The 12,912-nt window shown below is 68.5% G+C and carries 15 protein-coding genes; 4 read left to right on the top strand and 11 right to left on the bottom strand.

The window, feature by feature from the left end; genetic code table 11:
* Positions 1-12: 12 nt before the first annotated feature.
* The gene (locus OG595_RS00600; protein WP_329266694.1) at positions 13-363 is read right to left on the bottom strand and encodes a hypothetical protein; all 351 of its coding nucleotides are present in this window, start codon (positions 361-363) and stop codon (positions 13-15) included.
* Between OG595_RS00600 and OG595_RS00595 the strand changes: the two genes are divergently transcribed.
* A complete protein-coding gene (locus OG595_RS00595; RefSeq protein ID WP_329266693.1) occupies positions 362-610 on the top strand; it encodes a hypothetical protein in 249 nt (82 codons plus the stop codon). The two genes, OG595_RS00600 and OG595_RS00595, sit on opposite strands and share 2 nt — an antisense overlap.
* A 381-nt stretch (positions 611-991) precedes the next feature.
* On the opposite strand, the gene OG595_RS00590 is transcribed toward OG595_RS00595, so the two are convergent.
* The 7 genes from OG595_RS00590 to OG595_RS00560 form a co-directional block, all read right to left on the bottom strand.
* Complete coding sequence (locus tag OG595_RS00590; RefSeq protein ID WP_329266692.1) at positions 992-2,278, bottom strand: acyl-CoA dehydrogenase family protein; 1,287 nt, start codon at positions 2,276-2,278, stop codon at positions 992-994.
* Positions 2,279-2,355: 77 nt separating this feature from the next.
* Positions 2,356-2,964, bottom strand: coding sequence for a GAF domain-containing protein (locus OG595_RS00585; protein WP_329266690.1), 609 nt, complete (start codon positions 2,962-2,964; stop codon positions 2,356-2,358).
* Complete coding sequence (locus tag OG595_RS00580; protein ID WP_329266688.1) at positions 2,961-3,560, bottom strand: GTP-binding protein; 600 nt, start codon at positions 3,558-3,560, stop codon at positions 2,961-2,963. The genes OG595_RS00585 and OG595_RS00580 overlap by 4 nt, the downstream gene beginning before the upstream one ends.
* A gap of 5 nt (positions 3,561-3,565) precedes the next feature.
* Positions 3,566-3,973 carry a DUF742 domain-containing protein gene (locus tag OG595_RS00575; RefSeq protein WP_329266686.1) on the bottom strand — a complete coding sequence of 136 codons (408 nt, stop codon included), beginning with the start codon at positions 3,971-3,973 and terminating at the stop codon, positions 3,566-3,568.
* Entirely contained in the window at positions 3,970-4,464 is a 495-nt protein-coding gene (locus OG595_RS00570) for a roadblock/LC7 domain-containing protein (protein ID WP_329266684.1), read from the bottom strand. Before OG595_RS00570 ends, OG595_RS00575 begins: the two co-directional genes overlap by 4 nt.
* Before the next feature lie 40 nt (positions 4,465-4,504).
* The gene (locus OG595_RS00565; protein ID WP_329266683.1) at positions 4,505-5,932 is read right to left on the bottom strand and encodes a sensor histidine kinase; all 1,428 of its coding nucleotides are present in this window, start codon (positions 5,930-5,932) and stop codon (positions 4,505-4,507) included.
* A gap of 133 nt (positions 5,933-6,065) precedes the next feature.
* Positions 6,066-6,389: an ATP-binding protein gene (locus OG595_RS00560; protein ID WP_329266681.1), complete on the bottom strand. Its 324-nt coding sequence runs from the start codon at positions 6,387-6,389 to the stop codon at positions 6,066-6,068.
* Positions 6,390-7,322: 933 nt separating this feature from the next.
* On the opposite strand from OG595_RS00560, the gene OG595_RS00555 reads away from it, so the two are divergent.
* Both OG595_RS00555 and OG595_RS00550 read left to right on the top strand, forming a co-directional pair.
* Entirely contained in the window at positions 7,323-8,489 is a 1,167-nt protein-coding gene (locus OG595_RS00555; protein WP_329266679.1) for an XRE family transcriptional regulator, read from the top strand.
* A 13-nt stretch (positions 8,490-8,502) separates the two neighbouring features.
* The gene (locus OG595_RS00550; RefSeq protein ID WP_329266678.1) at positions 8,503-9,126 is read left to right on the top strand and encodes a 2'-5' RNA ligase family protein; all 624 of its coding nucleotides are present in this window, start codon (positions 8,503-8,505) and stop codon (positions 9,124-9,126) included.
* Positions 9,127-9,271: 145 nt separating this feature from the next.
* Here the strand turns inward: OG595_RS00550 and OG595_RS00545 are convergent, their stop codons facing one another.
* Positions 9,272-9,952 (bottom strand): class I SAM-dependent methyltransferase, encoded by a 681-nt coding sequence (locus OG595_RS00545; protein WP_329266677.1) that lies wholly within the window; start codon positions 9,950-9,952, stop codon positions 9,272-9,274.
* A 50-nt stretch (positions 9,953-10,002) separates the two neighbouring features.
* Positions 10,003-10,560 (bottom strand): glycine-rich domain-containing protein, encoded by a 558-nt coding sequence (locus OG595_RS00540; protein WP_329266676.1) that lies wholly within the window; start codon positions 10,558-10,560, stop codon positions 10,003-10,005.
* A gap of 231 nt (positions 10,561-10,791) precedes the next feature.
* On the opposite strand from OG595_RS00540, the gene OG595_RS00535 reads away from it, so the two are divergent.
* Positions 10,792-11,118, top strand: a complete 327-nt coding sequence (locus tag OG595_RS00535; protein ID WP_329266674.1) for a nucleoside triphosphate pyrophosphohydrolase — start codon at positions 10,792-10,794, stop codon at positions 11,116-11,118.
* Positions 11,119-11,352: 234 nt separating this feature from the next.
* Here OG595_RS00535 and OG595_RS00530 read toward each other — a convergent pair whose 3' ends face one another.
* Positions 11,353-12,852, bottom strand: a complete 1,500-nt coding sequence (locus OG595_RS00530; protein WP_329266672.1) for a DUF2637 domain-containing protein — start codon at positions 12,850-12,852, stop codon at positions 11,353-11,355.
* Between the last annotated feature and the right edge of the window lie 60 nt (positions 12,853-12,912).

Genomic DNA, 12,912 nt, shown 5'->3' with positions numbered 1-12,912 from the left:
GATTCTCCCTGCTCAGGTGGTGGGTTGGGACGCTGCCGGGCGGGCCGTGGAGGGCCGGGCAGCCGGCAGCCGTACGGTGCGGCGCAGGTCGGGCCGGACACCGCGTCCGGCGAAGAAGTCCCCGAAGCGGTCCAGGGACAGGACCGGGGCCAGGGTCTGGGGGATGGTGTCTGGGACGGGGTGCGCAAGACGACCTGTCCCGTCCGTGTGGCCGATGGCCAGGACGCGGTGGCCGCCGCGCCGCTCCGGATCGTGTGCGGGCGGGCGGGTCTTCTTGGCGACGCAGGCCGTCACCAGGTGCCCCTCGCCCAGGAGTCCGGGGAGGCGGTGGAGGTCCGGCTCGGGGGGCACGGCGGCCGGCATGCGGGAGGTGTCTGCCGCACAGGCGGCGGACGGCCGGTGGACCAGCCCCATTTTTGGCCGTCCCGCCGCGCTGCTGGACGCAGCCGCCGAAGCGGCGGGCCCCGGCGGGGAGTTCGTACAGGACGGGGGCGTTGCCGTCGCGGTGCAGGAACGCCATGCCGTCCGTCACCGTCGGCGCCCCCCGGTGAACAAGCTGCGCGGTCTGCCCGGCCAGGTCCGGAGGTCTGGATGCCGTCCCGCACGGTGAGGCAGTTGTGGGTCGCTGAACCGTCGCCCGATCCCGGCAGCGGAGGCGGCTGCTGTGCGTCGACTCGGACGGAGCAGCGCGGGAAGGCGGGCGCAGTGGATGTATCAGGCGGACGCGGAACCGGAGGCGTCGGCCGGAGGCGGCCGGGCACAAAGACGTTCATGCAGGTCGGCACCATGGGTCCTGTCCAGAAGTGATGGGTTGTGCCGGGCCGGGCCGGGCCGCTTGGCTCTTGGCCCGCCCCCCCCGGCCGTCACGGGCCCGGGGGAGCGAAGGGTGCTGGTGTCCTGTCGTCGGGCGGGGAACCCCCATTCCCGCTCGACGGCAAGGGGCCCGCGCACGGTGATGCGGATTTCACGGGGGTGCCGTGCGCGGGGGTTGTCAGACGGCTGTCGGGTCGGGCTCGATGTGCCGCAGGTGGTCGGCGAAGCGCACCGACCACGGAATGTGCCCTGTCTCGTCCTGGGGGGCGGGTCTGGGTCTGTGCTCGCGCAGGGCGGCTTGGGCCAGGCGCAGGCGCTGGACTTCGCCGGTGCCGGCGGGTGCGTAGGTGGTCTGCATGTCACGGAAGACCCGGGAGATCTCGCCGGAGGTGTCGAGGCTGTTCGCGCCGTGCAGTTCCATCGCGTCCCGGCCGGAGTCGCGGGCCGCTTCGTGGCCGAAGGTCTTGGCGGTGATGAGCTGGTCGTCGCAGTCCGTGCCGTGGTCGAGCATGTCGACGGCGTGGTAGGTGAGGATCCGGGCGGTGTGCAGGCGGGCCGTCATCGCGCCGACACGGTCGCGTACGACGCCGATGTCGCAGAGCGTTCCCTGGTAGCGGGGCCGGCTGGCGGTGTACCGGGTGGTGAGGTCGAGGGCCGCTTCGTGCAGGCCGAGGGAGAGGGCCGTGAGGTTGGGCCGTCCGTAGAGGATGCTGCTGGACTGGGCGACGGCCAGGCCCCCTCCGACCTCGCCGAGAACGTTCTCCGGGGGGAGGCGTACGCGGTCGAATCCGAGCCCGCCGAAGCCGAAGCCGCGCAGGCCGAACGCGCCGACGTACCGGTTGGCGCAGACGCCTCTGCGCTCGCCGGCGACGAGGAAGGCGGTCAGGGCCTGGGAGGTGCGGGTGCCGGGCGGTGCGGTACGGGCGACCACGACATGGATGTCGGCGATCTGGCTGTTCCCGATGTGTGCCTTCGTGCCGGTGAGGATCCACGCTTTGCCGTCCCACTCGGCTGTGGTGGTCATGCCGCCGATGTGGCCGCCCTGGTCGGGTTCGGTGACGGCGATCGACAGCAGCACGCTGCCGTCGGCGACGCCCGGGAGGAGTTCCGCACGCTGTCGTTCGGTGCCGAAGTGGAGCAGGGCGGCGACGGGGATCAGGCTGGCCTGGAGGATCGCCGCGGCGGCGGCGGATACCCGGGCAAGGCGGTGGATGAGGATGGACTTGGCCACATGCCCGGCCTGCATGCCGCCGTACGCCTTGGGCACGGTGACGCCGAACCAGCCGCGGGCGGCCAGGAGCCGGGCCACCTTCCGGTCGACATAGCGGGCGCTTTCCATGTGGGTCACCCGGGGGCGGATCTCCTCGTCGGCGAAGGCGTCGACGTCCTCCCACAGGGCCTGGTGGCGGGGGGTGAGGAACGTGTCGAGCACGCGGGGCGCGCGGGGTGTGCTGGATGCGGACATGAACGTCCCCTTTCCCTGATGGGCTCACATGACGGCTGAGGCCGGCTGCACGCGGGGGTGCGCGGGCAGTTGCTACGTCAGGGGGCAGGCGGGGTGACGATCTGGAGCGTGTCGGCTGCGGTGCGCGCGGTGTCCTTGACGATGGCCAGGACCCGTCTCGCGTCATGGAGGGTGCGCGGTTCGGGGTCGATGATGCAGACCGTGAGCAGGGCGAGGCCGGTGTGCGCGTCGATGACGGGGCTGCCGAAGTAGCTCTGGATGCCGATGGCGTCGACGACGAGGTTGCTGGCGAACCGCGGGGAGGCGGCCACATTCGGCAGAGGCAGCGACAGCTTGCGCCGGACGACCTCGGGGCACCATCCGTGACTGCGGCTCATGGTGCGGCCCACGATGGGATAGCCGGCGTCGCGGGGCGGGTTGCGCAGGCCGAGAAAGGTCTGCTGCGCGCCGAACGCGTTCACCATGGCGTAGAGGAAGTCGGCACGCTCGCCCATGTCGTGGGCGATCTCGTCCAGTACCTCGACGCCCTCCGTCCCGATGCCCAGCTGCTCGAACCTGGTCAGGCGGGTGGCCATCTGGGCGGCTTCGGTCTGCGGGTCGTCGGTGAAGGTCTCGATCCGGTGGTGCACGGCGTGGAGCGCCGGGACGTGCGGAGCGGGGCTCGGGTGGCTGGGGGTGGAGGTCATCTCGCGTCCAAGAGGGCTGAGTCGTCGGTGGCCAGGGCCAGTGCGTGTCTGATCAGGGTGAGCAGGACGCCGGCCACGGAATGGGGGTTGCGGGCATCGCAGAAGATCACGGGGATGTTGTCGCCTACGTCGAAGGCTTCGCGGATCTCGGGCAGGGTGCGCGGGGCAGCCCCGGGGAAGCGGTTGACGGCGATGACGAAGGGCAGGCCGAGCTGTTCGAAGAAGTCGGCTGCCGGGTAGCTGCTCTCCAGGCGGCGGGTGTCGGCCAGGACCACGGCGCCGAAGGCCCCCGCGGAGAGGTCGTGCCACAGGTTCCAGAACCGCGGCTGTCCCGGAGTGCCGAAGAGGTACAGCTCCAGGTGTTCAGGGTCGTCCCAGCCGACACGGCCGAAATCGAAGGCGACCGTCGTGGTCGTCTTGGCCTCGACACCGTCCAGACTGTCGGTGGCCGCGCTGTGCGCGGTGAGGACTTCTTCGGTTCTCAACGGCTTGATGTCGCTGATGGCGCCGATCGCGGTGGTCTTGCCGACGCCGAATCCTCCGGCGACAACCAGCTTCAGGGCTGTGCGCCCGGCAGGCTGAGGGAACTGCGTCACAGGTGTCACCCGGCCTTCGCTACCGCGTCGGGGAACTTGGTCTTGAGGAAGGCGCTGAGGGATTCCAGGAGCTGAAGGTCGGAGCGGTCGCCCGGCGTCTGCGGGACGGGCACCATCAGGGCGCCCGCATCGATCAGGTCGGAGACGAGAATCTTCACCGCGGTGACGTGCACACCGGTGGTGCCGGCCACTTCCGCGAGGGGACGCCGCCGTTGGCGGCACAGTCCGATGATCTGGGCGCTTTCCGGCGAGAGCCCGGGAGCGGGCTGACGGCGGCCGGGTCCGAGCACGGTCTGGAGGTTCAGGTGGTGTCGGGGACGGGTGCGGCCGTCGGTCAGCGTGTAGAGCCGGACGATGCCCGACGTGTCGTCTCCAGCCCTGGGTAAGGGCTCCTGTGGTGGCCGGGAGGTCATGACGCAGCCTCACCATCGGCATCCCGGTCACGGACGAGCGTGGTCATGAACGGCGCGAACCGTGACACCAGCCGCCCGATCTCGAACGCGACGGCGCCGATGTTCGCGTCCGTGGCGACCAGCACGACCAGCACCGTGGCGACAGTCTTCCCGCTCTGGTGGAACGTGCTGCCGACGCCGGCATTGGTGACGAGGAACATGACGTCTTCCCGTTCCAGCAGGATCTGCTGCGCCGGCACCTGCTTGCCCGTGGGCCCGGTGACGCCCTTGGCCAGCCCCGACATTCCCGAGAACGTGGCGGCCAGTTCGTCGGCCCAGTCGGGGTCCATGTGAGAGGAGAACACCTGCTTCAAGCCGTCGCGTGAGCCCAGCAAGGCGTGGCTGACACCGACCGTGCCCGCCACGAAGTCGTCGAGCAGGCGCGTCATCTGCCCCTTGACCGCATCGGGGGAAGCCGCGGGGGCCACTGCACCGGTCATGTCGTAAGTCATCGTCGATTCGCTCCATGCGAAGTTGCGGGGAAGTACAAGGTCAGGGCTGGCTGATCGGGGGCGCGCCAGGGGCGGGCTCGGCGCCCAGCCCGGCGCGCAGGCCCGTCCGCCAGTCGCCCCCGGCACGGGGATTCGCGGCCTGGGCCGGCACTTCAGCCTGCGCAGCGGTGCCGGCAACGGGTCTGCGCACACGCCTGCGCTTCGGCAACGGAGCCGTATCGCCTGCGCCGCCCGCGTTCACGGGAGGGCTGCCCTGCGCCGGACGGACGAACTGCTCTACGGCGCCCGTCCGCTCGGGCTGCGAAGCGGCAACCGGCTCCGGCGCCGCAGAGATCGTGACGGCGGCGACAGCAGGGGTGACCGGGACGAGGTAGCGGGCCGGAACCAAGACGTGGGCGGTGGTCCCGCCCATCGGGTTCATCGTCAGCCACACCGACAGGCCGTACTTCTCGGCAATCTTCGCACTGGTGATCAGACCCAGGCGCCCCGCCCGGACCTGGCCCGCGACATCCGCCTGCCCGGGGTGCGCCAGGAGACGATTCAGCATCTCCCGCTGCTCCGGCTCCATCAGCAAAGTCGCCTTGTCCTCGACCTCGACCAGCAGACCGTGCGCCACCTGCTGCGCACGGACGACGACATGGGTCGCCGGATCGGAGTGCTCCAGACCGTTGTCGATCAGCTCGGCGAGCAGATGCGCCACATCGGGATGCACATGCGCCGGCAGCGCGAACGCGTCACCGACTTCACCCACCGCGATCTTGACGCGCGGATACCTGACCACCTCGGACTTCGTGCCGCGCAGCACCGTGACGACCTCGACGGGAGCGCGCATCTCGCGAAGGTACTGACTGCCCAGCACCACGGAGACGCTCTCCACCATGCGGCGCAGCCGCATCGCGAGATGGTCGATCTTGAAGCTCCAGTCAAGGAGTTCCGGGTCCTCGGTCGCGTTCTGCAGGCCGCTCAGATTCTCCAGCATCTCGCCGATCAGACTGTGCTGGCGCCGGGACAAAGTCCGATGCATCTCCACCAGCACCGCCGCCTGAGACTCGTCATGCACCCGTATCAGGGAGCCCGCCCCCTGCGTCTTCAGGTTCCCGATCAGCTCGATGACCTTGTCGAGCATGTCGCCGCCCGCCGCCTGCGGATCCTCCGGGAGCGGGGGCCGGGCACCCCGGCACAGCTCATGTGCCGTCCAGACCATGGTCTGCTCAGCGGCATGCGCGGCCTCCGCGACCCGCTGGAACTCGGCGTCGCGATGGCCCTGGAGAGAGGCCGCCACCGCCTGTACCCGGATGACGCCGACGAGCGCCGCGATGAGCACGCCGCCACCCAGAGCGCTCGCAAACTGGGTGAACGTGAACCGGAACCCCCACGCGGCCAGAACGGACACGCTCCACACGCCAACGATGCACACCAGCGGCGCGACCAGCACACCGGCGACCTCATCGAGGAGGTAGCGATCCACACGGGGGCGGCGGCCCCGTCTACGGCGGTGCGTGACCTGCCGAGCGGGAGACACGCGGTCAGACATGGGATTCCTCAACAGTCCGTTCCAGCAAGAGGGCAAGAAGAGGGACAAGCGGTCGGCTCGTTCCTCCTCAGAAGGGGAGGGAGCACCAGGTCGTCGTACCGTCGAGGCTGACGCCCCAGTCGTCGGCGATGGAGGCAACGAGGAACAGGCCACGGCCGTCCTCATCGTCGAGAGCGGCGTTGCCCAGCACGGGAAGGTCGTGAGACCCATCCCTCACCTCGATCAGGAGGTGACTAGCCGTGAGGTACAGGCGTACCCCGACATCACCGCAGCCGTGCTTGAACGCGTTGGTGACCAGTTCGGTAGCCAGTAGCTCGGCAGACTCAGTGAGGTCGGGCAGGCGCCAGTACTTCAGCCCGGCCCGGATGATGAGGCGTACCCGAGATGGCACAGCTCTGTCAGCTATCGCGATGGCGCCGGCCGTGGAGCCACTTCCGCGGGCAAAGGACATATCAAATCCGGTGTACACGCGGAGGCTAGGAGGGATTCGGGGCTCCGTCCGGACAATGGTCGCAGTCGGTGTCATGCCGAACCCTCCGTATATCCGGAGGCTCCGGACGCCTGACACGTCACCACTCGCTCGACGTGGCAAGCCACGGCGGCGGGGATCAACCGTTCCATCCCCCGTACCTTGACGAGGAAGACTGCGATGCGCTGCTTCTCCGGCTTCACGGGAGGGAGCTCCTTGGTTCGGCGGACACGACGTAGGTGTGGGCCTGCTATTCCGAATCCGTCAACGCTTGGGCCGAGAAAACAGGCATCAGGCCTCACCTTGAGGTGTTGCCATCCGTGTTCTTGAGCGCCTCGAATGCGGTACCCCTACCGTTCCAATCAAGGCAGTTGTCGTCACGGGCGCCCGTGACCAACTTTTCTGGACACGCGCCTCTACGCCGACCAGGGACAATCCCACTTTCTAGACAACCAGTTGGGCTGTCGCTACCTGATGTTCCAGGTCACGCCCACCAAATCGAGCGATGCCGCAGTTACCGTTAGGCCACCACACTGCACAGGGAGCACGCCCATGAACTCCCCTTTGAAGCCCGGTTCCAAGGCAGACCGGGAGGCCCTCCGGCAAGGCATGGTTGCCGTCGGATGCCCCCTCGCGGATATCGCTATCGAGATGCGCACCCGCTTCAGGATGCGTCCCAGAGAAGCGTGGCGGCATTCCCACGGCTGGACGCTTCAGGAGGCAGCGGATCGAATCACTCAGGCGAGTATCGGACGCCCCGGTGAATCCGTCGCCGCTGACGCATCCCTTGTGGGCAAGTGGGAGAAGTGGCCAGGCCCTTCCTCACGCCGTCCTAGTCTCTCGGTCCTCTTCGCCATGGCAGAAGCCTTCTCGTGCCGCGTGGCGGACTTGTTGGACCTGGAGGACCGGCACGCGCTCCCCAAAGGGGACTTACACCTGCTCGCCCATCGTCCAACAACCGTCGAGACGCCGGCCCTGTCGTCTGCCGTTCCCCCGCCTGCGCCGACCGGGACCGACCTCGTCCGTCTCGCCGCCGATGAGTCCGCCACGTGGGCGCAATGGGCGGAGGCCACAAACGTCGGCGACATCGCCCTTGAGCAACTGATGGCCGAAGCACGGGCGCTCGCCTCGGACTACCTCACGTCCGAGCCCATCGCGCTCTTCGTCCGAACCCGAGCATTACGCGATCGCGTCTTCGCTCTCCTCGAAGGCCACCAGTACCCCCGCCAGTCGACTGACCTGTACGTCGCGGCCGGTTACCTCTGCGGGCTCCTGGCATGGATGTCCTCCGACTTGGGACAGTTGCGCGATGCGGATACTCAAGGCCGCACGGCGTGGCTGTGCGCTGAGCTCGGAGGGCACAACGACCTACGCGCTTGGGTGCTTTCGACGCGCTCGAAGGTGGCCTTCTGGGACGGACGCCTACGGGAAGCGATCAACTTCGCCCGTCACGGCGCCACCTACCGCACAACTGGCTCGGTGGCAGTGCTCCTCGCCTGCCAGGAAGCTGATGCCTGGTCCGAACTGGGTGCCCAGGACAAGGCCTTGGCGGCGCTTTTCCATGCCGAACAGGCGCGCGCCGCTATGAGCGGCGGAGACGAGATCGGGGGCATCTTCGCCTGTCAGCCCGCACGGCAGGAGAACTATGCCGCCGCCGTCCAGCTGCGTATCGGGCGCCCCGCCGATGCCCTGAGATCCGCAGACAACGCCCTCGCACTCTTGGCTGTACAGCCAGTTAGGGCGTACGGCACCGAGGCGCAGATCCACATCAGCCGAGCCGCGGCCCACCTCGCGAATGGCGAAGCCGACGGCGCCCTCGAAGCCCTCGTACCTGTCCTCGCACTTCCGCCGGACCACCGCCTGGAGCCCGTCACCCGCCGGCTCAATGAACTGTGCGTGAGTATCGGGCACCCCCGCACCAGCGGCACCGCTGCTGTCGGGCTGCGTCAAGCTCTCGAAGAGTTCTGCGTGGACTCCGCTCCACGGCATCTGGCACTCTCGCCAGGGGAAGGCTCTGCCTGATTTGATTTCAGACATGACGACTCAACCCGAGACCATGCGGAACCACTGGTGGTGGCGGCCGGGCTGGACCGTGGGCCGCCGTTTCTATACCTGGCACCTAACATTCGAAGGCCAGGACGACGTGCACCGGCTCGCCGCCGAGTACCGTTCCGCACTCGCACCTCTCGGAGACACTCTGACCGCAATCCCCGACCAATGGCTGCACCTGACGATGCAAGGCATCGGCTTCGTCGGTGACACCAAGGAGCAGGATGTCCACAGCATCGTGGATGCAGCCCACACTCGTCTGGCCGCCGTTCCGGCTTTCGACGTCCAGATCGGGCCAGCGGTACTGGACTCCGAGGCAGTGCTCCTGCATGTCCACCCCGACGGCCCTGCCCGAGCTGTCAGAAACGCCATCCGAAAAGCCATCGGGGACGTTCTCGGTGAGGTCCCCGAGAAGGCTGAGGGCTTCACACCACATGTCTCGGTGGCCTACAGCGCCGGAGACGGGCCCGCTGAGCCGGTCGCGCGGATTCTCGCTGACCTCAACCTCACGCCGGCGCAGGCTCGCATCACCACCGCAGAGCTCATCCTGATCCACCGAGACAATCAGATGTACGAGTGGGAATCCTTTGCGAAGGTTCCTCTGGGCTGAAGTTCCGCTGCCGATCGGGGTCTTGCAGCCCACGGCGGCGTTTCGAGGCCCCGTGCCGTACAAGCGAGGGCTTCGCGACGATGGTGCGGGACCCGATGCGCCAGTAGAGGGGCGTCGATATCCCCTCGGTCCGACGGGCGTGACTTTAGGCTGTTCTTCGTCGTACGGCACGGAACACGCTTGTGGCGATGGGTGGTTCGTTCGCACTGCCCGGGTCGTGGATGGCGTCGGTGTGGGTGGTGTCGAAGCCGTGTTCGTCGCAGAGCTTGTGCCATACCGGGGTGTCGAGGACCCAGCGCAGCATGGTGGCCGGTGTGCCGTCCGGCCGGCGGGTGGAGATCTCGGCGGGCCGGGGCTCCGTCGCGGGAGGGTGGCCGTTGCGGTGGTGCGCGAGGGTGGAGAAGACGAGCAGTCCGCCGGGCCGCAGTCCTTCGGCGATCGCCGGCAGCAGGGTGTGGGGGTCGGTGAAATCCAGGGCGCCGAAGACGCAGTACGCGACATCGAACGCGCCGGGGTGCTGGGCCATGTACGTGGCTGCGTCGGCATGGACCAGGTCGAGGCGGGAGATGTTCCCGAAGCGTTCACGGCCGCGAGCGTGCTGGGCGGGGTCGTGGTCGACGGCCACCACGCGGGCGGGCTGGTGGGTGTGGGCGAGGTAGGCGGCCTGTCGCCCGGAGCCGGCGCCGAGTTCCACCACGGCCTTGTCCGTGAGGTCGCGGAGGAGTTCCGGACCGGGTTCCGCGCGCTGGTACCAGTCCCAGTGGAAGCGGTCCACGATGGCGTGCGGGCTGTCTGCGGCGGCCGTTGAGGACGGGGAGAGCGTCACGGCCCCATCCTGGCGGGCGTTGAGTGATCGCCGAGGCTATCCCGCCCGATTCACCCGCAGGGCGGGCCCGGCCGCTGTACGGGCAACGGTCGGGCCCGCCCCCGCAAGAGCGGGCCCGCCAGGGGTGTGGGGCAGTGGCTGTCGCTGCCCGGGTGGCAGGGACTGCACTTGGCGGCGTCCGCCTGCCACAGCGGGAGGTCGACCTCGAAGCCGTGCGCCGCGATCTGGTGCGCGGTGCGCACGACCGACCTGTCGGTCTTCATGCCGACGAGCGGCACGTGGTGCAGGAACACGCCATCGTTGTACCGGTCGCACAGCTCGGCGTACGCCACGGTGTCCAGGATGACCGTGTGGACGCCGATGTCGACGATGTGACCGGGGCCTATTGCCTGTCCCCTGCCGCGGCTGGCCATGGCGGTGAGCATGTACGCGTACGCCTGGCCGAGGACGCGTGTGGCCATGACGTCGTCGTAGGGGTAGTCGCGCATCAGGAGCGCGACCTGTTTGTTCCACAGCTCCGGGGTGATGTGCGAGTGCGGGTCCGTGAACGGGGACGACTCCGGTCCGGCGGCCGGTGCAGGAGCGGGGGTCTCCAGGGCGGTAGCCATGTCTGTTGTCCTCCTTCTGCGGGCCCCGCGGGGTTTAGGGGAAGGTCACCACCCTGCGGAGCGCCGTGGTGGTCAACTCTCAGGCTGTGCAAGCGGTTTGCAGATCGGCACTCCGAACGGGTGGGATTGGCGGTTCGCGTGGCGAGTTGTGAGACGACTTCTCTAGGCTGCGGCGGCATGAAGGGGCGGCGTCCGGCGACCGCCTCACGAAGACGGCGCGGGAGAGCATGGGTGGAGCCTTACAGCAGGCACGGCAAGTTGGTGCGGGACCGGATTCCGCAGATCATCCGGGAAGCCGGGGCCGAGCCGGTCACCTATACAGCTGGCCGGGAGGAACACCGCAGTCGGCTGAGGGACAAGCTCGGCGAGGAGGTCGCCGAGTTCCTTGGGGCGGATAAGGACTCGGCGCCGGAGGAACTCGCGGACGTGCTGGAGGTCGTGCGCGCGCTCGCTGCGGACCTGGGGGTCGGCGCGGATCAGATGGAGAAGATCCGTGAGACCAAGGCGAGTGAGCGGGGCGGCTTCGCCGACCGGATCGTTTGGACGGGCAACCGCTGACCGCAAGCCGTCCCCATCGAAGAGTTGGTGCACGACTTCGTGCACAACGGTGTACGCGACTGGGGACGTTGGTTGGTATGCGATTCACGTCCGGGGCTTTGCCAGGACGGCATGGCAGACCCCGGGCAGCGGAAGCACGGGGCACCGGGGGAGTGTAAAAGTGACACACCCGGCCTTGGCACGGGGGTGACCTCACTGTCATTAAACGGAACGATCAGGCCACGCTTGCCTGGATCAGAACGTTCCTTGACGGTGGAGGGCTTGCCAGCGGCGTTCGAAGTTGCTGTGGTGTTTTTCGAGGTCGTGTGTGTGGATGGGCTGTTTGTACTGCGCTGTGATGCCGTGCTGCGCGAGGTCCTTGGCGACGCGGTCGGGGGCTGGATGGTCATCGATGGCTCGGTGCTGGGCCCAGATGGTGTAGATCCGGAACTGAAGGAAGTAGCGGGCCAGTGTCTTTGCTCTGAGGGGCTGGTTTTCGCGGTCCAGGATCCCCTGGCTGGCGAGATACGCCGACAGCTCGGTCGCGTCTGGCTCTGTCTTGTGCTGTTGCTGGAGGTCCTGCCAGGCCAGGTAGTAGCGGTCGACAGGCGTGAGGCTGCGCGGAGGGGGTGTTGTCTTCTTATCAGGCGTCAACTCGCCCGGCGGAATCACGGTGTTGGGTTCTGTTTCCTGGCCGGAACGCGGGGCCTGCACATTTCGCGGAGGAGGCACGGCGTCTGCGGAGTGTCCGGGGCGGAGTGCTTCTGCGGCTTCCGGGGCCGGGGAATTGGAGCTGAAAGCCGCTTGATGCGGAGAGGTGTGCAGGGCAGGCGGTTCTTCATCCCACTCCCATTCCTCGTCTCCGTGGGTGTACTCCTCCAGGTCGTATCCGGGGTCGTAGCCGCCCTCTTGTAGCAGATCGTCGGACCACAGGCTTGCGTCCGGCCCCGGGTGTTGAACATGTTCCGGCTGCTCGGGGGGTTCGTTGTCATCCAGGTCTGGACGCTGTTCGCCGGCAGGTGCCGTCTCGTTGCGTACGGCCGGTGCCGCCTCGGGGGTCCGACTGCTCGCGGGCGCGTCTGCCGACTGCGGGGCGGGGGGCGGCAGTACGGGCCCGATGCCCGCCGCGGCGAGGCCCGAGGGGGCGCTCTCTGTGAGGGGGATGCCGTAGCGGGCCAGGCGCAGGGGCATCAGGGATGCCACCGGGGCCTTGCGGCGCCAGCCGCGGCCGAAGCGGGCGTGGAGGCGGGCCTGGTAGACGAGACGTTCCTGCTCCAGCTTGATGACCTGGTCGTAGGAGCGCAGTTCCCACAGCTTCATGCGGCGCCAGAGGAGGAACGTGGGGAGGGGGGCCAGGAGCCAGCGGGTGAGGCGGACGCCTTCCATGTGCTTGTCGGCGGTGATGTCCGCGATGCGGCCGATGGCGTGCCGGGCGGCCTCCACCGAGACCACGAACAGCACCGGGATGACGGCGTGCATGCCCACGCCCAGCGGGTCGGGCCAGGCCGCCGCGCCGTTGAACGCGATCGTCGCCATGGTCAGCAGCCATGCCGTCTGGCGCAGGAGCGGGAACGGGATCCGGATCCAGGTGAGGAGGAGGTCCAGGGCGAGCAGGACGCAGATGCCCGCGTCGATGCCGATCGGGAAGACGTACGCGAAGGTGCCGAAGCCCTTCGTGAGGGCCAGTTCGCGGACGGCGGCGTACGAACCCGCGAAGCCGATCCCGGCGATGACGACCGCACCGGCGACGGCCACGCCGATCAGAGCCCGGTGTGCGCGGGTGACGGCTCGGTCTGTGCTGCGGGCGCGGCGGGA

Source organism: Streptomyces sp. NBC_01451 (genome assembly GCF_036227485.1).
Taxonomy (GTDB): Bacteria; Actinomycetota; Actinomycetes; order Streptomycetales; family Streptomycetaceae; genus Streptomyces.
Note: the sequence above shows the minus strand (reverse complement) of the source record. Positions and strands in the feature narration are given on the sequence as shown.

What these genes read in the sequence shown, in the direction of transcription:
- OG595_RS00555 (WP_329266679.1), top strand. Translation starts at nt 7,323, where the DNA reads ATGGCAGAAGCCTTCTCGTGCCGCGTGGCGGACTTGTTGGACCTGGAG.
- OG595_RS00585 (WP_329266690.1), bottom strand. Translation starts at nt 2,964, where the DNA reads ATGACCTCCACCCCCAGCCACCCGAGCCCCGCTCCGCACGTCCCGGCG.
- OG595_RS00570 (WP_329266684.1), bottom strand. Translation starts at nt 4,464, where the DNA reads ATGACTTACGACATGACCGGTGCAGTGGCCCCCGCGGCTTCCCCCGAT.
- OG595_RS00590 (WP_329266692.1), bottom strand. Translation starts at nt 2,278, where the DNA reads ATGTCCGCATCCAGCACACCCCGCGCGCCCCGCGTGCTCGACACGTTC.
- OG595_RS00540 (WP_329266676.1), bottom strand. Translation starts at nt 10,560, where the DNA reads ATGGCTACCGCCCTGGAGACCCCCGCTCCTGCACCGGCCGCCGGACCG.
- OG595_RS00600 (WP_329266694.1), bottom strand. Translation starts at nt 363, where the DNA reads ATGCCGGCCGCCGTGCCCCCCGAGCCGGACCTCCACCGCCTCCCCGGA.
- OG595_RS00595 (WP_329266693.1), top strand. Translation starts at nt 362, where the DNA reads ATGCGGGAGGTGTCTGCCGCACAGGCGGCGGACGGCCGGTGGACCAGC.
- OG595_RS00550 (WP_329266678.1), top strand. Translation starts at nt 8,503, where the DNA reads ATGACGACTCAACCCGAGACCATGCGGAACCACTGGTGGTGGCGGCCG.
- OG595_RS00575 (WP_329266686.1), bottom strand. Translation starts at nt 3,973, where the DNA reads ATGACCTCCCGGCCACCACAGGAGCCCTTACCCAGGGCTGGAGACGAC.